The sequence below is a fragment of the Psychrobacter aestuarii genome, assembly GCF_904846035.1.
GTDB classification, from domain to species: Bacteria; Pseudomonadota; Gammaproteobacteria; order Pseudomonadales; family Moraxellaceae; genus Psychrobacter; species Psychrobacter aestuarii.
Genome location: NZ_CAJGYT010000001.1, coordinates 806,186 through 825,927 on the forward strand (window position 1 = coordinate 806,186; position 19,742 = coordinate 825,927).

The 19,742-nt window shown below is 49.2% G+C and carries 17 protein-coding genes and 1 tRNA gene; 3 read left to right on the forward strand and 15 right to left on the reverse strand.

Annotation, left to right across the window (positions count from 1 at the left end; genetic code table 11):
* The first annotated feature begins 108 nt into the window (after window positions 1–108).
* A complete protein-coding gene (rnt, locus tag JMW05_RS03295; protein WP_201505500.1) occupies window positions 109–780 on the forward strand; it encodes a ribonuclease T in 672 nt (223 codons plus the stop codon).
* 497 nt (window positions 781–1,277) lie between these two features.
* Window positions 1,278–1,353 (forward strand) — tRNA-Glu (locus JMW05_RS03300).
* 285 nt (window positions 1,354–1,638) lie between these two features.
* Here the strand turns inward: JMW05_RS03300 and JMW05_RS03305 are convergent.
* The 11 genes from JMW05_RS03305 to JMW05_RS03355 all read right to left on the reverse strand — a co-directional run bounded on the left by JMW05_RS03305 (window position 1,639) and on the right by JMW05_RS03355 (window position 15,039).
* Window positions 1,639–2,259 (reverse strand): BLUF domain-containing protein, encoded by a 621-nt coding sequence (locus tag JMW05_RS03305; protein ID WP_227691419.1) that lies wholly within the window; start codon window positions 2,257–2,259, stop codon window positions 1,639–1,641.
* Between the two features lie 246 nt (window positions 2,260–2,505).
* Window positions 2,506–3,210, reverse strand: a complete 705-nt coding sequence (gene ispD / locus JMW05_RS03310; RefSeq protein WP_201503976.1) for a 2-C-methyl-D-erythritol 4-phosphate cytidylyltransferase — start codon at window positions 3,208–3,210, stop codon at window positions 2,506–2,508.
* 7 nt (window positions 3,211–3,217) lie between these two features.
* Complete coding sequence (locus JMW05_RS03315) at window positions 3,218–3,526, reverse strand: FtsB family cell division protein (RefSeq protein ID WP_201503977.1); 309 nt, start codon at window positions 3,524–3,526, stop codon at window positions 3,218–3,220.
* A 215-nt stretch (window positions 3,527–3,741) separates the two neighbouring features.
* Window positions 3,742–5,058, reverse strand: coding sequence for a phosphopyruvate hydratase (gene eno, locus JMW05_RS03320; protein WP_201503978.1), 1,317 nt, complete (start codon window positions 5,056–5,058; stop codon window positions 3,742–3,744).
* A 213-nt stretch (window positions 5,059–5,271) separates the two neighbouring features.
* A complete protein-coding gene (locus tag JMW05_RS03325; protein ID WP_201503979.1) occupies window positions 5,272–7,602 on the reverse strand; it encodes a heavy metal translocating P-type ATPase in 2,331 nt (776 codons plus the stop codon).
* Window positions 7,603–7,897: 295 nt separating this feature from the next.
* Window positions 7,898–8,122 carry a heavy-metal-associated domain-containing protein gene (locus tag JMW05_RS03330; protein WP_201503980.1) on the reverse strand — a complete coding sequence of 75 codons (225 nt, stop codon included), beginning with the start codon at window positions 8,120–8,122 and terminating at the stop codon, window positions 7,898–7,900.
* A gap of 59 nt (window positions 8,123–8,181) precedes the next feature.
* The gene (locus JMW05_RS03335) at window positions 8,182–8,430 is read right to left on the reverse strand and encodes a hypothetical protein (protein WP_201503981.1); all 249 of its coding nucleotides are present in this window, start codon (window positions 8,428–8,430) and stop codon (window positions 8,182–8,184) included.
* A 76-nt stretch (window positions 8,431–8,506) separates the two neighbouring features.
* Window positions 8,507–9,367: a 3-deoxy-8-phosphooctulonate synthase gene (kdsA, locus tag JMW05_RS03340; RefSeq protein ID WP_201503982.1), complete on the reverse strand. Its 861-nt coding sequence runs from the start codon at window positions 9,365–9,367 to the stop codon at window positions 8,507–8,509.
* Between the two features lie 123 nt (window positions 9,368–9,490).
* Window positions 9,491–11,125 carry a CTP synthase gene (locus JMW05_RS03345; protein WP_201503983.1) on the reverse strand — a complete coding sequence of 545 codons (1,635 nt, stop codon included), beginning with the start codon at window positions 11,123–11,125 and terminating at the stop codon, window positions 9,491–9,493.
* 176 nt (window positions 11,126–11,301) lie between these two features.
* Window positions 11,302–12,375, reverse strand: a complete 1,074-nt coding sequence (locus tag JMW05_RS03350; protein WP_201503984.1) for a porin — start codon at window positions 12,373–12,375, stop codon at window positions 11,302–11,304.
* Window positions 12,376–12,837: 462 nt separating this feature from the next.
* On the reverse strand, window positions 12,838–15,039 hold the full coding sequence (locus tag JMW05_RS03355; protein ID WP_201503985.1) for a malate synthase G: 2,202 nt from the start codon (window positions 15,037–15,039) through the stop codon (window positions 12,838–12,840).
* Between the two features lie 276 nt (window positions 15,040–15,315).
* Between JMW05_RS03355 and miaE the strand changes: the two genes are divergently transcribed.
* Entirely contained in the window at window positions 15,316–16,029 is a 714-nt protein-coding gene (gene miaE / locus JMW05_RS03360) for a tRNA-(ms[2]io[6]A)-hydroxylase (RefSeq protein WP_201503986.1), read from the forward strand.
* Window positions 16,030–16,102: 73 nt separating this feature from the next.
* Here miaE and JMW05_RS03365 read toward each other — a convergent pair whose 3' ends face one another.
* The 4 genes from JMW05_RS03365 to ppk1 form a co-directional block, all read right to left on the reverse strand.
* Window positions 16,103–16,291, reverse strand: coding sequence for a hypothetical protein (locus JMW05_RS03365; RefSeq protein ID WP_201503987.1), 189 nt, complete (start codon window positions 16,289–16,291; stop codon window positions 16,103–16,105).
* Between the two features lie 44 nt (window positions 16,292–16,335).
* On the reverse strand, window positions 16,336–16,800 hold the full coding sequence (locus JMW05_RS03370) for a hypothetical protein (RefSeq protein ID WP_201503988.1): 465 nt from the start codon (window positions 16,798–16,800) through the stop codon (window positions 16,336–16,338).
* A gap of 103 nt (window positions 16,801–16,903) precedes the next feature.
* Window positions 16,904–17,164: a hypothetical protein gene (locus tag JMW05_RS03375; protein ID WP_201503989.1), complete on the reverse strand. Its 261-nt coding sequence runs from the start codon at window positions 17,162–17,164 to the stop codon at window positions 16,904–16,906.
* A gap of 228 nt (window positions 17,165–17,392) precedes the next feature.
* Window positions 17,393–19,705 carry a polyphosphate kinase 1 gene (gene ppk1, locus JMW05_RS03380; RefSeq protein WP_227691420.1) on the reverse strand — a complete coding sequence of 771 codons (2,313 nt, stop codon included), beginning with the start codon at window positions 19,703–19,705 and terminating at the stop codon, window positions 17,393–17,395.
* Between the last annotated feature and the right edge of the window lie 37 nt (window positions 19,706–19,742).

The following is a 19,742-nucleotide window of genomic DNA, read 5'->3' on the forward strand; positions in this document are numbered from 1 at the left end:
AATACCGACCGTTCTCTTTCTTGATACCTTTTTATAACAGTGATGTGACCCATGACCAGCACTCAGACGCAACCGACCCCTGAGACCACCAACGAGACCGACGCACCAATGGCGTTAAAAGACCGCTTTCGCAAGTTTATGCCTGTCATCGTCGATGTCGAGACCGCAGGCTTTAACGCACAGACCGACGCGCTATTAGAGATTGCCTGCATTCCTATCTTAATGGATGACACAGGCACTTTTTATGCAGGCGACGCCCTAAACGCACACATCGAGCCGTTTGAAGGCGCGAATCTTGAGCCGCGCGCGCTTGAGTTTACAGGCATTGACCCGAACAATCCCCTGCGTAAAGCCATCGCCGAAGACGAAAAGACTGCCCTACGGCGTATCTTTAAAGCGCTCAAAGACGTGCGCCGCGATGCCGATTGCCGCCAGTGTGTGCTGGTCGGGCACAATGCGCATTTTGACTTAAACTTTTTGAATGCCGCCGTCGAGCGTACCAACAGCAAAAACCACAACCCGTTTCATCAATTTTCAGTCTTAGATACCGTTAGCTTATCGGCGCTTGCCTTTGGGCAGACCGTGCTTGCCCGCGCTTGCAAAGCCGCTGGTTTGGAGTTTGACGGCACGCACGCGCACTCTGCGCTATATGACACACAAAAGACTGCGGAGCTGTTTTGTCATATCTTGAATAGTTACCCAATGTTGCCCAATGCTTTACATATCGAGCAAACAAAGGTAGAGTTAAAAGACGACGATAAGGTATCAAGTACCCAATAGATTCGTTTTGATGGTTAAAGCGTGCCTTCTTGGGCAGTAGTAGGAATGGATTATGTAAAACGCACTGATGCTTGGCTCTATACACGTCTGTGTCTTATCACCGCTTTTATTTATTAAAGGATAAGCCACAAGACGTACCGACCACGTTGCTCATACCTTGTCTGTTATCTTCTGTTAGGCAACCTATGGAGGGACATTTTATGGAGCCGCATCATGTCGTCTGGTCCACCATCATTGGTTATATGATATTGGCCATCAGCATCAGTATCGTAACGTCCATGTGGATACGCTATCATCTAAAGCGCAACGACCTAAAACCACGCCGCGCCCTTAAAAAACGCTACTTAACCTTAAAGAAAAAACGCCGCGCCAAAAGAAATCAAAAAAATATAAAAAATATAAAAAAAAGTGAAAAACACGCTTGACACCTTTTATGCCTCACCCTATAATACGCACCACTTCGGCACAAATGGTGAAAGCAGCTGAAGTGAAGTCCAGTCCCCATCGTCTAGAGGCCTAGGACATCGCCCTTTCACGGCGGTAACCGGGGTTCGAATCCCCGTGGGGACGCCACATTCGATACTGTAAAGTATCACCAAAAACGCTCAAAGCTATCTTGGCTTTGAGCGTTTTTTTATGTCTTTATTTTGCGCTTGCAAGCTTAGCACCCGTTTTGACCACGCTTTATCGTAGTCGCTGCATCAATCTGAGTCGCATTGTTATCTACACAATAGCTTTACGCCGTATCGATACCCTTTTGCATAGCCATACCTTATATGTCCATAAAAAGTATATCCATAAAAAAACCAGCCCCGAGAGGCTGGCTTTTTTTCATAGGACAATACAGACGGCGCGGCGTTACATCGTGGTCGATAACAAGAACCACAAGACTGCGATGACCACCAATGCGCCCAGTACCGCTTGAATCAGCAAGAACGCTTGATGCTCGCCCACAACCTTGTTTAAGGTCAGCCCAAGCGCATTGTACTTGATTGGCTGCGTGTCATTGACCGTATCGTTTTCTTGTTTTTCATAATACTCTTGCAGCAATGACAAGAATTTTTCGCTCTCGTACTCACTCCACTCATACGGCTTAAAAGGCATGAGCTTTTTGACGCGGTCGTCTTTAAACAACCAACGCTCAAGCACAATCGAGCGCAATGACCAGCTTTTAAAGCGGCGTTTTTCGATGTGTGAGAAATCCAAAATTTTAAAATCTTTGTGACGCTCATCCATCAACAGCTTGTTCTTTAGGTCGGTCAATGCTTGCTCCGTACCTTCGACACACTGAAAAAAGCAGCCATTGCCATAACACAGTATGCCTGTGATGTTATTGGCTTTGTTTGCATTTACGGAAGCCTCAGCGATATCGTTTAACGTACTCGCTCCTGACAGACCTATCGAGGTGATGTGGCTTATATATACCAACTGATAGAGGTCTGTCACAGTATGAGGCATGGTATCACTATGGGTAGACACCGCGGTTCTCCTTATTATTATCTTATGGTGACAGACGATAACTCAAAATCTCACACACTATGTGCGGTTTGTCACTACACGCTATACGATTGATTTTTTAACAATTATATAGCAAGATGTATAAATTTAGTTACATCATAGGACAGTTAAGTCAACAAATCAACTTATCGTAAGGAAAGAACCAAGAGTTGTGTAACCCTTGTCGCAGCGTCCAAAAAAACCAATATTTCGTACAATAACAACGGTTTAACGGCGGGTGGTTAAGATAGCACTGAGCAGATCAGCGTCTTCTGGGTAGGTCAGTTTGATGTTTTGGCGGCTGCCGCTGACCAGACGGATAGGCAGTCCCATAGATTCAAAAGCGCTCGCTTCATCGGTGATGTGCGCGCCTGTCTTAGCAACATAATCGAGCGCCGTTTGCAGCGCGCCAATACGAAACACTTGCGGCGTGTAAGCCTGCCACAGCTGACTGCGCTCGATGGTGCGCTCAATATAAGCAGGCGTGCCTGTAAGGCTTTGCTTTAGCGTATCCGCGACGGGCGCAGCCAAAATAGCACCATAACGCTCTTTATGAGCCGCGTCAATCACCGCTTCGATATCTTGAGGGCTGACCGCAGGACGGGCAGCGTCATGTATAAGTACCAAGTCATCGGGCGCTGCCCCTGCCTCGATGATGTGCGTCAGTCCTGCCTGCACCGACTGCCAGCGCTCAGCGCCGCCTGTGGTATAACGAACGGGTAAGGCAAAGTCCAACGTCTGGGCGGTGGTGTCTTCTTTACTGATGACGATTAAGCACTCATGGATAGCCGCAGATTGCGCCAACGCAGCGATACTGTGCTCGAGCAATGTTTTGCCCAACAGCTGGGTGTACTGCTTGGGTATCTGCGCACCAAAACGACTGCCGCGACCTGCGGCAACAATCATGGGATATAAGGTGGGTGTGCTACTCATGACCCGCTCAGTAACGGCTATGGGTAGTGGGCGCGGTGGTCATTTGCACAAACGTCTCATTCGGCTTAATCAGACCTAGGTCCAAACGTGCATGCTCTTCGACCGCTTCTAAGCCATTTTTGAGGTCGTGAACATCGGTACGCAGCAGCTCATTGGCAGCCATTTGCTTATCGTTCAGCGCTTGTTGCTCTTGGATTTGGTCGCGCAGCTCGTTGTGTGCAAAGTGGCCGTTTTCGCCCAGCCAATACTGGTACTGTAGCCCTGCAAGCATCACGACTGCCAAAACGATTAAGACCAGCTGGCTTACGTATTTCATAGATAACCGCGTTCGATGTCAGTAGCGTCAGCGTGATGCTGACTAAAGCGTGGATAATAGATGGTTGGTAACATTATTGTATGGGCGCGGCAAGTATCCACCTGCCGTCGCCCTTAAAAAAAGCGCGTACTGTCTGTCGCACGCGTTTGCTACAGACGACCGCTTGGTTTTACGCGCACTAAACGCACCGAGCGGTCATCTGCATTTTTCATGCATTAGCCACGTAGACCGATGAATTCTTCACGACCACGATAGCTTGCGCGTACTTGCTGCTCAATACGTAGCAACTGGTTGTACTTCGCAACACGGTCAGAGCGGCACAGTGAGCCAGTTTTGATTTGACCTGCCGCTGTACCGACTGCCAAGTCAGCGATGGTGCTGTCTTCGGTTTCGCCTGAGCGGTGTGAGATGATGGTCGCGTAGCCGTTTTTCTTCGCAAGATAAATCGCATCTAGCGTTTCAGACAAGGTGCCGATTTGGTTAAACTTAATCAAAATGGCGTTGGCGATTTTCTTATCGATACCTTCTTGCAAGATGCTTGGGTTGGTCACGAACAAGTCATCACCAACGAGCTGTACTTTGTCACCAATCTGCTCAGTCAAATACGCCCAGCCGTCCCAATCTGATTCATCAAGACCATCTTCGATAGAGATGATGGGGTATTGACGGGTCAAGCCGACCAAGTAATCAGAGAAACCTTGGCTGTCAAAGGCTTTGTTGCCCTCACCTGCCAATACGTACTGACCGTTTTTGTAAAACTCACTCGCCGCGCAGTCAAGCGCTAGATGAATATCTTGACCTGGCTTGTAGCCCACTTGCTCAATCGCTTGCATGATGACGGTGATGGCTTCTTCGTTGCTGCGCAAATCTGGGGCAAAGCCGCCTTCGTCACCAACAGCGGTGTTCAAGCCTTGTGCGCGTAGCACTGATTTTAGGCTGTGGAAAATCTCAGTACCTGCACGTAGCGCTTCAGAAAAGCTGCTAAAGCCAACAGGCTCAATCATGAATTCTTGGATATCGACTGTGTTGTCCGCGTGCTCACCACCATTTAGGATGTTCATCATCGGTACAGGCATGGTGAGTGAGGTTTGGTTACGCAGGTTGGCGATATACTGATGTAGTGGCAGGCTTTGTGCGTTTGCCGCGGCTTTGGCAGCGGCAAGCGATACTGCCAACATGGCATTGGCGCCTAGGTTGTCTTTGTTGTCGGTACCGTCAAGGGCAATCATGGCATCATCAATGCGCTGCTGCTCGGTCACATCGGTATCTACCAACGCGCTACGGATTTGACTGTTGACATTGGCAACCGCTTTTTTAACGCCTTTACCCATATAGCGTGCTTTGTCGCCATCGCGCAGCTCAAGTGCTTCGCGTGAGCCTGTAGAAGCACCACTTGGGGCAGCGGCGCGACCAATGGTGCCATCCGCCAAAATCACATCGGCTTCGATGGTTGGGTTGCCGCGCGAGTCTAGGATTTCGCGGGCACGGATGTCGGTGATTTCAGTGACGTTGTTGGTATTTTCAGCGTACATGATGTCTACTAATTCCTTTGGTCATGCCAAGTTTGAGGATAAAAAAGGGATAACACTTATAAAATACGGCTGCCCAGTATTTTACTATCAATACCAAGCCAATGTATAGCCAGTATCAGATATCATCGCCAGCCGCCTATACGGGTCGATGGTTGCTTGGCATCATAGCATAATTTGCCCCAAACATCGCCCATATTCCTGCGACGCGCCCATCTATGAGGCGCTTTGCTGCGCCGCGTCATCGTCTAAAACAGGGGCATCTTTGGCAGTTTCTGGCAAGTCAATCGGGCTTGAGAATCGGGTCAAGCGCAGCGCATTGAGCAGTACGGAGACAGAGCTTAGCGCCATAGCGGCTGCCGCTATCATCGGATTTAAAAACCCAAAGGCTGCCAAAGGAATGCCTAGGCAATTATAAATAAAGGCAAAAAATAGGTTTTGCTTAATATTTTTAACCGTCGCGTGAGCGATTTTTTGCGCAGCATTGATGTGCATGAGCGACTCACCCATTAAGCGTGCCGAGGCGCTGTGCTGCGCCACATCGGTACCCTCAAACATGGCAAAACTGGCATCGGCAGTCGCCATTGCGGGGGCATCATTGACGCCATCGCCCGCCATTGCCACCTTGCGCCCTGCGGTTTGCAGCTCGGCAATCTGGTTGGCTTTATCGCGCGGGCTCATCTCTCCTGATGCTGCATCAATGCCTAGGGTGTCTGCCACATGATTGACGACCGATTGCTTATCGCCACTCATCAAGATAACGTCAACCCCCGCCGCTTGCAGGGCTTTGATGGCGGCAGGGGTGTCGGCTTTTAAATCATCAGCCAGCGCAAACGCGCCCAGCGGCTCATCATTGATACTGACCGCGACCGTACTGGCGACTTGCCAGACCTTTGGCATGTGCTTGGGCAATAACAAATTGGCAAAGTCAGGCGTCCCGACTTTAATCACGCCCAAGTCAGGCAATACCGCGGCGATGCCTTTGCCTTGTACCACTTCGATATCGGTGACAGGCAGCAGTGCCAAGCGGCGCGCTTTGGCGGTGCGTACGATGGCTGAGGCGAGCGGATGACTGGCGTGAACCTCAACGCTTGCGGCAAGCTGTAAAACGTCATTACTGTCAATGCCGCTATCGACCATCACGCTATCGACGACGCTCGGCTTACCGACGGTTAATGTGCCTGTTTTGTCCAGCACCACGGTATCGATATTGCCCGCAGCCTCAAGGCTTTGCGCGTCTTTAAACCACACACCATGGCGCGCCGCCACGCCCATACCCGCCATAATCGCCGCTGGCGTCGCCAAGCCCAAAGCACAAGGACAAGCAATCACCAATACCGACACCGCATGCATGAGCGCATCATCGATACGCCCTGTCAGCCACCATGTGATAGCAAAGGTCAAAAGCGCAATCACCACCACCACAGGCACGAATACTGCCGTCACTCTGTCTGCCAGACGCGCCAGCTCCGCCTTGGAGCCTTGCGCGTCACTGAGTGCTTTGACCATATCGCCAAGCTTGGTGTCGCTACCTTTGGCATTGACCTGATACAACAAGCTGCCATTTTCGACCAGCGCACCTGCCAACACTTTATCGCCAATGTGTTTTTCTAAAGGAATGGACTCGCCTGTCAAATGGCTCTCCACGCACCAGCCTGCGCCATCGACCACCGTGCCATCGGTTGCCACACGGCTGCCTTGCTTGGCACGTAAGACATCGCCTTTTTCAACCAGTTGCACATCAACCTCTTGAAACGAGCCGTCCGTTTGCTGCTGCTCTACCGTCTCTGGCGTCAACGACAGCAATAAATCAATGCTGTTTAGGCTGTGTTTTTTGGTGCGTGCTTCTAGGTATTTGCCCAAACGGACAAAGGCTATCACCATCACACCCGCTTCAAAATATACAGGGGCGCCGTGATGCATCGCAAACAGGCTCTCTAAGCTGCCATCGCTGTGAGTGAGCCAAATATACGTCGAATACGCCCAAATGGTGACCGTGCCAATCACCACCAGCACGTCCATATTGGCAAGCCCGCCCTTAATCGATGCCCACGCGCTTTTATAAAACGGCAATGCCAAGCCAAACTGTACAACCGTTGCAATCACAAACTGTAGCCAAATCGGCATCATCCATGCCATACCTTGACCGAGCAGCATTCCAAGCATCCCCATCAAAAACGGCAGCAAGCACACCAGCAGCGCAAGTAAGCGCCATGGCGGCGGGGTACTGTCTTGCGCTGTTTGCGTAAACAAGTCTTCGTCCGCCTGAATATTGGCGACATAGCCCGTTTTATTGACCCATTCAAGAATCTGCGCCTCATCGACTTGACTGGCGTCATAATCAACATTGGCGGTCTCGCCTGCATAGTTGACATTGGCTTGATAGATGGCAGGCTTTTTATTGAGTACCTTTTCAATGCGTGTGGCACAGGCTTGACAAGACATCCCTTCAATCGACAGTTGCAAATGCGTCCCTTGATTGGGCGTCGCTACCTTTTGCTCGACATCGGTATCTACTTGATAAGGGTGTTCTTGGGCATCACTCATAGTCAACTCAGCACGGTTATAGGTCAATAAAAAAGGCGGGTCGCCGCAGACATTATCCAAACAACCCACCGACGGACAAACGCTGCACAGCGGTTTGGGCGGTTATTCATCAATGCAGCAGCGCAGCATGCACGTGGCACAAGGGCAATAAAGGTAACAAGGTTACTTGCCTTTAGCGCAGATTTCAAACGCATTTTGCCGTATTCGACGGTTTTGCCATACGTCTGGGCGCGCCCATGCTCTTAAAATAAAAAACCAGCGATTGTCGCTGGTTTTTTATCGGCATATCACGCAATCAGCTGTTCGCCACACGCGCATCAAAGCCTGCATCACTGATGGCTTCGGCGATTGCTTCTGCACTGGTCTGTGCATCATCAAAAGTCGCGGTCGCTTGATTGTCCGACAGCTCTACCGTCAGGGTATGTAAGCCATCAATCTCAGCCGTCGCTGTATGGACGCTCGCCACACAGCCGCCACAAGTCATGCCGTCGATATGGATAATACGGGTTTGGTCAGTCATGGATTACTCCTTGTTATTATAGTGCTCAGATAGGGTTTATCATAATAAGTCGCATCAGCTTAGGTATTAGAATTTTGCGGCGCATCCACAGGATATGGCTGCGTCACATAATCCACCATACTGATGGCTGCTGTCAGCGCATGGATACTGGTTTTGGTATCGTCATAATGCACCTCGGCAGCGCTGCCCGCGTCTACCAGTGTCACGTCCATGACACCTGTAATATTATGCAGCGCTTCGATTACGCTTTGGCGTCCTTCATCATCATCGATATTGTGAATATCCACTCGCGCACGTTGTACAGACATCCAAGGCTCCTTATGTTATGCAGGCATGATGCGTATGATTCAAGGGGTGCTGACTATCAGAGACGCGTTTTATGTATCAATGCGTGTCTAAAACCTCAAAGCCTTTGACCAAATCATCAATCTGCTTTAATTGTGCTAAGAACGGCTCAAGCTGACTCATACGCAGCGCGCAAGGGCCATCACATTTTGCCGCTTCTGGATTGGGATGCGCCTCCAAAAACAAGCCAGCAAGCCCTGTTGCCATCCCTGCCCGCGCAAGGGTGCTGATTTGTTCACGGCGACCGCCTGCACTGTCACTGCGCGCGCCAGGCTGCTGCAAGCTGTGGGTGACGTCAAAAAATACAGGCACATCCATCTGCTTCATCGTATCAAAGCCGAGCATATCGACAATCAGGTTATTGTAACCAAAGGCGCTGCCACGCTCGCACAGAATAATCTTGTCGTTGCCCGCCTCTAGACATTTATTAATGATATGGCGCATCTCGTGCGGCGCTAAGAACTGCGCTTTTTTGATGTTAATGATTGCGCCTGTTGCTGCCATCGCATGTACAAGGTCAGTTTGGCGCGACAAAAACGCAGGCAATTGGATAATGTCCGCGACTTCTGCTGCGGGAGCGGCTTGATGCGGCTCGTGTACGTCGGTGATTATGGGCACATTATAGTGCTCTTTAATCTGTCCCAGCCAATCAATGCCTTGCTCTAAACCGGGTCCACGAAAGGAATATAAGCTTGAGCGGTTGGCTTTATCAAAGCTCGCCTTAAACACGTAGCCGATATTCAGACGCTGGCAAATCTCAATATACTGCTCAGCAATCTCAAACGCCATGTCTTTTGACTCAAGCACATTCATACCGCCAAACAGTACAAAAGGCTGGTCATTACCGATGGTCATATCATTTAATGTAATGTGTGATTGAGCAGCGGGTAATTTATCCATGCTTAGTATCCTATATATGCCAATAAATACCACATTGTAACCGATAGCCGCACAAAAAAAAGACCAATCTGGTGACTGGTCTTTTCTATCAACTGTCTTGTAAACGTGCTTTATACGCGTTATTTACTTAGTAGCGTGATGGTCTTTTGCTGCTTTGACAAAGCTGTTAAACAGCGGATGACCGCCACGTGGCGAGCTGGTAAATTCAGGATGGAACTGCACCGCCACGAACCAAGGATGCTCGCTAATCTCCACCGACTCCACCAAATGCTGCTTGGCCGAGTAGCCTGAGATTTTCATGCCGCTTTGCTCTAATGGCTCAATGTAGCGGTTGTTCATCTCATAACGGTGGCGATGACGCTCACTGATACGCGTGGCGCCGTAGATTTGGCTCAGCTTGCTGCCAGCCACCAACTCGGCTTGCTGCGCGCCCAGACGCATGGTGCCGCCAAGGTCTGAATCATCACTACGAATCTGTAGCTCGCCGCGCTCATCCAACCATTCGGTAATCAGACCAATGATAGGCTCAGCGGTTTTGCGATCAAACTCTGATGAGTTAGCATCGATGTTCAGCACGTTACGCGCATACTCAATGACCGCCAGCTGCATGCCTAAGCAAATGCCCAAATACGGTACGTTATTTTCGCGAGCATAAGTGACGGCTTTTAGCTTACCGACCGTACCGCGCTCACCAAAACCACCAGGCACAAGCACCGCGTCGGCTTGCTGTAACTGCGCAAACAAACCCTCGTCAGTCTCTAAGCGCTCAGCATCGATATAATCGATGTTGACTGAGGTCTGATGGGTGATGCCTGCGTGCAGTAGTGCTTCGTTGATAGACTTATACGCATCAGGCAGCTCCACATATTTACCAACCATCGCGACCGTGACGTTAGACTCAGGATTGAGCTGTGCTTCAACCACTTTGTCCCAGTCGCTTAGGTCAGCTTCTGGCAAGTTCATACCAAAGCGCTCACACACGATATCGTCTAGGTCTTGCTCGTATAGTGTACGCGGAATCTGATAGATACTTTGCGCATCTTCACACATAATGACCGCGCGCTCTTCGACGTTGGTAAACAGCGCAATTTTGCGGCGGTTGTCTGGTGAGATGTAATGCTCAGAGCGGCAAATCAAAATGTCTGGCTGCAAGCCGATAGAGCGCAGCTCTTTTACCGAGTGCTGTGTCGGCTTGGTTTTGGTTTCACCCGCACTTGAGATATAAGGCACAAGGGTCAGATGCATGAGCATCGCGCGGTTGCGACCCAGCTCAACCTGCATCTGACGGACCGCTTCCATAAAGGGCAGTGATTCGATATCACCGACCGTACCACCAATTTCAATAATGGCAATATCATAACCTTCGCCACTGGCAAGAATTTTGTTTTTAATCTCGTCAGTGATGTGCGGAATCACCTGAACCGTGCCGCCCAGATACTCACCGCGGCGCTCTTTGTTCAATACGGTTTGATAAATGCGCCCACTGGTAAAGTTATTGCTTTTACTCATTTTTGAATGACGTAAAAAGCGCTCGTAGTAACCCAAATCCAAATCCGTCTCCGCGCCATCATCGGTCACGAATACTTCACCATGTTGGAACGGACTCATCGTACCTGGATCCACATTGATGTAGGGATCCATCTTGGTCATGGTCACTTTTACGCCACGGGCTTCGAGTACCGCAGCTAACGAGGCGGCGGTAATACCTTTTCCTAGTGAGGACACTACCCCACCGGTCACAAAAATAAACTTGGTCATAGTACTCTGTCGGTCATTGGTAAAAGAGGATTTTACTAAAAATGCGTCCCAAAATATAGGGCAAAACGCGAACTCTAGCAAACTTTATGCACAGATACGCTGATTTATCTGAACCACACATAATAAAAAACTCACCCCGAAGGATGAGTTTTTTGAACTACAAAATAGCGTTGGTATTAGAATCTGTATTCTAGACCAGTACCAGCAACGAATACTTCAGTATCGCCGATGGTATTTACCATGTTGTCATCAATATCAGCTGCTTTGGTGCTAACGTTATCAGCTTTGTTCATACCAGCATAAGCGTGCATAATTAGGTTGTCTTTAAAGAAGTACTTACCGCCAACAACGATCTGATCTGAATCTGAATCTTTGTTACCGTCTAGGCTTTCAGTATTGTTGTACTGGACATAAACGTTTGCTGGACGAGCAAAGTTGTTTAGATCCATGTTTGCACTTACTACTAGACCTTTTTCATCTTCTGAAGAGTAGTCAAAGTCAGCTTGCTGATATAGCGCGCCCAATGTTACAGGAGCGGCCATATATTTGCCTAGATTTACAGTTGCTGTACCACGGATGATGTCACCAGAGATGTTCTGGTCTTTATCATAAGCAACGCCTAGCGTGAAACCAGTACCTTGGTCAAAAGTCAATGCTGCACCATAACCGTCATCTTTGTCGGTAAGGCCATTGTCTTCATTGCGGTCAGAGCTGTACATTAGCGCGAAATCTAGCGGCATGTTGTTGTATTTAGGCGCTTTCCAGATGATAGAGTTGTTGATACGGCCACTATCAGACATATTTAGACCAGCAAGTTGTTGGTTGCTGTTCAGGTTATTGCTGCCTAGGTTATCCCAGTAACCTTCGTTAACGATAACATTGTTGATGTAGTCTAGAGTAGACTGGTTACGACCAGCGCGGACTTCACCAAAGTTTTTGTTTTTCACGCCAAGGTAAGTATCACGGCTTTTAAAAGTGCGGTCTTCACCGTCAGGACGAATGCCATACTCTAACTGATAAACAACATCAGTGTCAGCAGTCATAGCTTCTGAGCCTTTTAGGCCGATACGCGAGCTGTATGAGTTGATTTCTACAGTATCTTCGTCACGATCAAATGTATTGTTATTTGAATCAAACTCAGCGTTTACGTAGTCAGCAGCAACAAATGCTTTACCGTAGATGGTAGGTGCTGCTTGGGCTGCAGATACAGATAGAGCAGCAACGGCAGAAGCTAAAAGTAGTTTTTTCATGGGAAGTCTCTCCACTTTACAATGTTAGTAAAAGGCTGGCTATGATTAGCTGGTGCCCTAAGCGGTATGGTTACAAATCCTTGAACGTAATGTCTTATGTAACTGGCTACCGAAATCCATCAGAGTTTAGTTTACTACTGTTATATTACTGTAAGATGAAAACATGAATCACTGCAAATATGTTGTCTGTATGCAATACTCAAGTTCCTATCTTAGAACGTGTAACATCAGTTACTAAACTCATACTTCGGATACAAGCATAACAACTTTGTCATAATTTGCAACATTTTTTTTAAACTTTTCAGCGAACATTTTTAAGTCGCTATCTGTATGTTTTGGATGAGAATAGTTCTCTTTTTAGACAATATGAGGCGCAAAACGCCGTAGTATTTTGTTTAAAATACTATGGCGGCTTGGCAGAGATTTAAGAAAGAAACACTTACCCTTTGTCAGGTATGTACTTTATTGATTCTGTGCTTTTAGACGACGGCGCGCTTGATGCAGCAAGGGCTCGGTATAGCCATTGGGCTGCATCATTGCTTTAAAAATGAGGTCGCTTGCGGCCTGAAAAGCTTCTGACTGCGCAAGATTTTCTGTCATTGGCTGATAGCTGGTGTCGTCCTTATTTTGCTCATCGACCACTTGTGCCATGCGCGTAAGCGTCGCTAGCACTTGTTCACGACTGACGATGCCATGGTGCAGCCAGTTGGCAACATGCTGGCTAGAAATGCGCAAGGTAGCACGGTCTTCCATCAAGCCTACATTGTTAATATCAGGCACTTTTGAGCAGCCTACCCCTTGATTGACCCAGCGGACGACGTATCCCAAGATGCCTTGAATATTATTATCAAGTTCTTGTTGTTTATCACTATCGCTCCAATGGGTGTCTTGCGCTAAAGGAATGGTCAAAATATCATCCAGACTGGCGCGGGCGCGCTGACGTAGGCGCTCTTGTACTGTAGGTACATTTACTTCGTGATAATGCATGCTGTGCAGCGTCGCCCCCGTTGGCGAGGGTACCCATGCGGTCGTTGCCCCTGCTTGCGGATGCGCCATCTTGGTCGCCAGCATTTCTTTCATCTCATCAGGCTTGGCCCACATGCCTTTACCAATTTGCCCATGCCCAGGCAAGCCCGTTGCCAGCCCGATATCGACATTCCATGCTTCGTACGCAGGCTGCCATGCTTGTGACTTCATATCGCCTTTGCGCACGAACGGCCCTGCCAGCATACTGGTGTGCATCTCATCGCCTGTACGATCCAAAAAGCCGGTATTAATAAAGATGATGCGATGGCGCGCTTCATAGATACAGGCTTTTAAATTCACGGTGGTGCGCCGTTCTTCATCCATCACGCCCATCTTGACGCTGTAACGTGGCAAATCAAGTAGGTCTTCAACGGCGTTAAACACGTCATTGGCAAATTTAACCTCTTCAGGACCGTGCATTTTTGGCTTAACGATATACATGCTACCTGTGCGCGAGTTGGGCAAAGGGTTGTCGTCACGCATATCGGGCAGGCTGAGCAGCGGCGTAATCAGCGCATCCATCAGCCCCTCAAACATCTCCTCTTGACCCGCTTCGGTCTCAATGAGTATTGCAGGGTTACGCATCAAATGCCCAACGTTACGAATGAGCAGCAGCGAGCGCCCTGATAGGCTAAATGGCTGACCATCTGGCGCGGTATAGTCGCGGTCAGGGTGCATACGCCGTGTTTGCGCTTTGCCCGCCTTATTAAACGTTTCGCTCAGCGTGCCTGTCATCAGCCCAAACCAGTTGCGATATACCATCAGCTTGTCTTCAGCATCGACCGCAGCGACCGAGTCTTCACAGTCTTGAATGGTAGTAACTGCCGCCTCTAACAGCATGTCTTTGATATGCGCAGGGTCGTCCTGTCCAATCGGATGATTGGCATCGATTTGTATCTCGACGTGCAGCTGGTTGTTTTTGAATAAAACGGACTGCGGCGCATCAATACTGCATGTATAGCCCACAAACTGCGCGCTGTTTTGTAGACTCGTGGTCGCGTCGCCTTGCTGAACCTGTAGCGCACCATCTACCACTTTAAAGCCTGTCACGGTTTTATAGCTGCCGTCTTGCAATGCAAAATGCTGGTCTAAAAACTCCTTGGCATACGCCACGACCGCCGCGCCGCGTTTGGGATTGTAGCCCTGCCCGCCCGCTTTACCATCAGCATCGTCAATCACGTCTGTGCCATATAGCGCATCATACAGACTGCCCCAGCGTGCATTGGTCGCGTTTAGGGCGTAGCGGGCATTTTTGACAGGCACGACCAACTGTGGTCCTGCCATTTGAGCAATCTCGGCATCGACGTTATCCGTCGTTACGCTAAAATCCTCGGGCTCAGGGAGCAAGTAGCCAATTTCTTGCAAAAAGGCTTTGTACGCAGGATAGTCAATCTGTCCATTATGCGTCGGGTGCGCTTGATGCCAGTCGTCAATCTGCGCTTGCATCTTATCGCGGGTGTTTAACAATGCCTGATTGCGCGGGGTGAATGCCTGCACCACTTTTTCAAAGCCTGCCCAGTAGCTTTTTGCCTCTATGCCGACCACAGGCAGTACCTCATGATTGATAAAATGATAAAGCGCTTGGTCAATGGCAAGGCTGCCGTGATAAACACGCGGGGTCTGTGCAGGTAAGCTCATAGTGATATCCTTATCTCTTATCGTTATCGGTGGCTGTGGTCTAATGACTGGGCGAATGTCTTGAATTTTTATCCTACTATCAAATAATAAAATAAACAACATACTACTATTTATTATAAAAATGTTAGTTTTTTCATGGCATGATGACCTATATACCAAGCGCCTCAGACGGTATAATAGCCTCGGTGTTTTTCAGTGACTTGACAGTTCACCATGACGCTATGGTGTCCACGTGCGCACCATATTTCGCATCAGCAACCGATTAGGCAAGTAAAAATGAGTTATCAAGAAGACAGTACCGACATCGCTAAGCTACAACCCGCCGCCAAGGTGGATTTGAGCGCTATTGATGCTTTTTTGGGTGGCGCAACGCCTAAAGCGTGGGTCGATGCGGCACTTTCGCATTTGCCCATCATTATCCAAGACCATGCCAACTGCGAAAAAAAAGCTGCTGGTACGGCGATGAATCTGATGTTTCGTTACGAGTTTTCGTATGATTTGCAGCAAAAACTTGCGCAGCTGGTACGTGAAGAGATGCTGCATTACGAGCAAGTACTCGGTATTATGAAAGAGCGCGGGCAAACCTGGGTACACTTGGGCGCGGGGCGCTACGCCAAAGGCATGCTCAAACACAAGCGCACCTACGAGCCTGCGGCAATGGTCGATGTACTGATTATTGGTGCCTTTATTGAGGCGCGCTCTTGCGAGCGTTTTGCCGCATTGTCTGGTGCGATTGATGATGAGCGCTTGGCGCGTTATTACCGCTATCTGCTCAAATCAGAGAGCCGCCATTTTGAAGACTACTTGCAGCTTGCGCAATCGCTGTCCGATACCGACATCAGCGAGCGCGTGGCGTTCTTTAAAGCGGTGGAATGGGAGCTCATCCAAACCCCTGATACCGAGCTGCGCTTTCATAGCGGCGTGCCTGCCCTACCGTTGGATGACAAAACCTTGACAGCGCTAGAAACGGCAACCGCTGAGCAAGTATAAAAATATAATGTAAACCATAAAAAAGGCGACCATATATCAACACGGTCGCCTTTTTTATTAGTAAATATTAAATCTAGTAGTCTTTGTCTTTTTTAGCTACGCCGTGCGGGTCATGGTCAGGCGTTTTACGCGCCGCTGCTGCTGGATTGACTTTTTCTAGCGCGTCGTCTGGAGTGACACCATGATTGTCGTCCGCGTCTTGGAGCGTATATCCGTCTTGTGACGCGCGCTCTTCTTTGTCGTGCTGATTATTCTTCATCATCTTATCCTTATTGTCACGCTTATCACCGATTGTTTGCTGCGCTATCAGTGGTCTTTTTCATCGACACTCAAGGTACGGCTCTGCGCGTTATTGATATTGGCATAGCGGTTGTGCTCAGTGATGCCATCGCTGTCAGGACCGTCTTCGACAACGTTATTTTCATTGATGTTATCATCAAAGGCATTGCCTTTTTGGTCGCGGCGGTCAGGTTGGCGCGCTGGGTTGTCATCATCATTGACATGCTCGGTCTCAACCACACCTTCTTCAAAAGTATCTGTGCCTTTATTGACGCTGGTGTCGTCTTCTAGCTCGTCATGATTGGCAGGGTTCGGGTTGCTCACCAATGCTTCATCGGTATAGCTCTCGTCGGTCGAGACGCGCGCGTCCGTGACTTCATCAGCGCGGCGGTATGGATTTTCGGTGCTTTGCATTGGCGCGGCGTTGGTGCCAGTAGTATCGGTTGTGGTCGTTGCTGCTGTGCCCGTTACTTTATTATCATTGGTTTGCATATGCTGTCCTTATTTATATCTTTAAAACTGTTTTTTAGCATCATGATGAATTATTAAAATGAATGTCCGTAAAGTGCCGACTTAATATTCAAACATATTAAAATTATTTTGGCTGGTTTTGTTCTTTGCTCAAATCATACGCGTTTAAATCAGCCACATCCTTGCCGCCTTCAGGCAAATTCTCAGCACGGCGAGGATCGGCGTAGACCTCGTCAGTTTCTTGCGAATCCTGCTCAGGACCATCGATTTCAGGCTCGTATTTGCGCCCTTCGTAGCTGTCTTTTGGATTGGTCACTTGCTTATTGACGGTGCTGTTCAGTGGCTCTTTGTCCATATTTTCTGCATTGTCCGTATGGTGTGTCATCGTTATTGTCCTTTATTCACATTATTATTGATGGCTGTAATGCTTCTTAGTATAAGGTCGAAAAAACCATCGATGCCAGTAGCAGGCGGTATCAATATGTATAAAAATGTGAGGTTAGGCGGCGGTTTGTAACCATAGATATGCTTGATATAAGAAAGACAAAATAAAAAAGCCAAACGCGGCGGGCACATTTGGCTTTGGTAATTCATAAGGCGCTAGCAATTGCGGTTATAGCTCGCCATTGCTATCGACGTTATTAATGCGTGCCAGCAAGTATTCTTGGGCGCTGTGCAGCGGCGCATCAGGCGCACGGCGGACACGCGACCACGTGCCATCACCTGCCAGCGTCCATGCCTGCACATTGTCTTGCAAATAGTTCATCAGCCCTTCTTCAAAAATCTGCTTAAACAGCTTTTTGTCCTCAATCGGGAACGCGACCTCGACACGGTGGAATAGGTTGCGATCCATCCAGTCGGCGCTGCCACAGTACAGACGCTCATTGCCATCGTTATAAAAATAATAGATGCGCGTGTGCTCTAAAAAGCGCCCGACCACCGAGCGCACGTGGATATTCTCAGACAGTCCGACCACTTGCGGGCGCAAACAGCAAATCGAGCGCAGTATCAGCTCAATCTTGACGCCCGCTTGTGAGGCATCATACAGCTTATCAATCAGGCGGCGCTCGGTTAAAGCGTTGGCTTTGATAATAATACGCGCCTCTTTTCCTGCTTGAGCATGAGCAATTTCATCGTCAATAAAGCGCATCAGGCTGTCATGCAAGGTAAACGGCGCGTGCAAAATCTTCTTAAGGTTGGCAGGCTTGCCCATGCCTGTCAGCTCTTGGAAAATCTTATGCACATCTTCTGAAATGTCAGGGTGGGCGGTGAACAAGCCATAATCAGTATAGACCTTGGCATTGCTCGCGTGATAGTTGCCCGTGCCTAGATGCACATAGCGGCGGATTTTTTCGTCTTCGCGGCGCACAATCAGCATCAGCTTGGCGTGGGTTTTGTAGCCGACAATACCGTATACCACCACCGCACCCGCCTCTTGCAGGTAGTTAGCAACGGCGATATTGGACGCTTCATCAAAGCGTGCGCGCAGCTCAATAATGGCGGTGACTTCTTTGCCATTGCGCGCCGCAGCGGCAAGGGCTTTGACGATTTCTGAATTGGTGCCCGAGCGGTACAAAGTTTGCTTAATTGCCAACACCTTAGGGTCATTCGCTGCTTGCCATAACAGATTGATAATGGGCGAGAAGGCATGAAACGGATGATGCACCAAGACATCACGCTTACGAATCGCAGAAAACATGCTGGTGCTGCGCTGCGGCGGCTGCGGGTCGCGGCGGAACGGTTTGGGCACGACATGGGTAAACGGCTGATAGCGCAGCGCAGGAATATTAAAGTCAAAGAGTAAGCGTGTGAGGTTCACAGGACCATTGACGCGGTACAGCTGGTTGGCGTGCAGCTCAAATTCGTTCAGCAAATAATCACTAATCGGCGCAGGGCAATCGGTGGTCACCTCAAGACGCACCTTGTCACCAAAGCGGCGGTTTTCCAGCTCGCCCTCAAGCGCTTTGGCAATGTCGTCCACATCTTCTGCCAAGTCCAAGTCGGCATTACGCGTCAGGCGGAATTGATGACAGCCTGTGACGCTCATACCTGGGAACAGCTCGCCAATATGCTCATGAATGACGGCGGACAGCATGATGTGGTGCTCTTTGCCGCCTGTCAGCTCATCAGGCAGACGAATCACACGCGGCAAGCTGCGCGGCGCTGGCACAATCGCGAGATTAATATCCCGCCCAAAGGCATCTTTGCCCTCTAAGGTGACAATAAAGTTGAGGCTCTTATTCACAAGGCGCGGGAATGGATGCGCGGGATCAATGCTAATGGGCGTCAAAACAGGCGAGACTTGCTCAGTAAAGTACTGCTTCATCCATGCCGACTGCTCAGCGTTGAGCTCATCGCGTTTGAGATAGCGAATGTCTTGCTCAGCAAGCGCGGGCAAAACGTCTTCATTTAAAATACGGTACTGGGTATCAATCGCCGCGTGCGCCGTCTGCGCAATCTCATTTAAAATCTCGCTTGGACGCATACCACTCGGCGCGGTACGCTCATCGCTGATGTTCAGCTTTTGCATGATACCAGCCACGCGGATTTCAAAAAACTCATCCATATTCGATGAAAAAATCATCAAAAAGAACAAACGCTCTAATAACGGGTGGCGCTCGTCCGCCGCTTGCGCGAGTACGCGCATATTAAAGGCAAGGAGCGACATTTCGCGGTTGATATAGCTGCTCGATGAGTAGCTACCATCGTCGTGACGCTGCCAGTCTAGCTCTGTCCGTTCTGCTGAATGATGGTCAGGCTGTTCATGTGACTGCTCATTTAACGGTGCAGCGGGTGCGGGTGTGTCAATACTGTCGCTCGCGCTGATGTCTGGCTGGCTCGCGTTGTCTTTATTTGAGGTGTCCGCGCTTGGTTCGGTAGGGGTCTGCTTATTAGTGGTGTCTGGCGTGTGATCGGCGCGTCTCATACGGTGTCCTTTGTCCTTATTCGTTTTTGATTATCGT

Excerpts from the sequence above, each read along its gene's own strand:
- rnt (WP_201505500.1), top strand. The coding sequence starts at position 109 with ATGGCGTTAAAAGACCGCTTTCGCAAGTTTATGCCTGTCATCGTCGAT.
- ispD (WP_201503976.1), bottom strand. The coding sequence starts at position 3,210 with ATGAGTAGCACACCCACCTTATATCCCATGATTGTTGCCGCAGGTCGC.
- JMW05_RS03315 (WP_201503977.1), bottom strand. The coding sequence starts at position 3,526 with ATGAAATACGTAAGCCAGCTGGTCTTAATCGTTTTGGCAGTCGTGATG.
- eno (WP_201503978.1), bottom strand. The coding sequence starts at position 5,058 with ATGTACGCTGAAAATACCAACAACGTCACTGAAATCACCGACATCCGT.
- JMW05_RS03325 (WP_201503979.1), bottom strand. The coding sequence starts at position 7,602 with ATGAGTGATGCCCAAGAACACCCTTATCAAGTAGATACCGATGTCGAG.
- JMW05_RS03330 (WP_201503980.1), bottom strand. The coding sequence starts at position 8,122 with ATGACTGACCAAACCCGTATTATCCATATCGACGGCATGACTTGTGGC.
- JMW05_RS03335 (WP_201503981.1), bottom strand. The coding sequence starts at position 8,430 with ATGTCTGTACAACGTGCGCGAGTGGATATTCACAATATCGATGATGAT.
- kdsA (WP_201503982.1), bottom strand. The coding sequence starts at position 9,367 with ATGGATAAATTACCCGCTGCTCAATCACACATTACATTAAATGATATG.
- JMW05_RS03345 (WP_201503983.1), bottom strand. The coding sequence starts at position 11,125 with ATGACCAAGTTTATTTTTGTGACCGGTGGGGTAGTGTCCTCACTAGGA.
- JMW05_RS03350 (WP_201503984.1), bottom strand. The coding sequence starts at position 12,375 with ATGAAAAAACTACTTTTAGCTTCTGCCGTTGCTGCTCTATCTGTATCT.
- JMW05_RS03355 (WP_201503985.1), bottom strand. The coding sequence starts at position 15,039 with ATGAGCTTACCTGCACAGACCCCGCGTGTTTATCACGGCAGCCTTGCC.
- miaE (WP_201503986.1), top strand. The coding sequence starts at position 15,316 with ATGAGTTATCAAGAAGACAGTACCGACATCGCTAAGCTACAACCCGCC.
- JMW05_RS03365 (WP_201503987.1), bottom strand. The coding sequence starts at position 16,291 with ATGATGAAGAATAATCAGCACGACAAAGAAGAGCGCGCGTCACAAGAC.
- JMW05_RS03370 (WP_201503988.1), bottom strand. The coding sequence starts at position 16,800 with ATGCAAACCAATGATAATAAAGTAACGGGCACAGCAGCAACGACCACA.
- JMW05_RS03375 (WP_201503989.1), bottom strand. The coding sequence starts at position 17,164 with ATGACACACCATACGGACAATGCAGAAAATATGGACAAAGAGCCACTG.
- ppk1 (WP_227691420.1), bottom strand. The coding sequence starts at position 19,705 with ATGAGACGCGCCGATCACACGCCAGACACCACTAATAAGCAGACCCCT.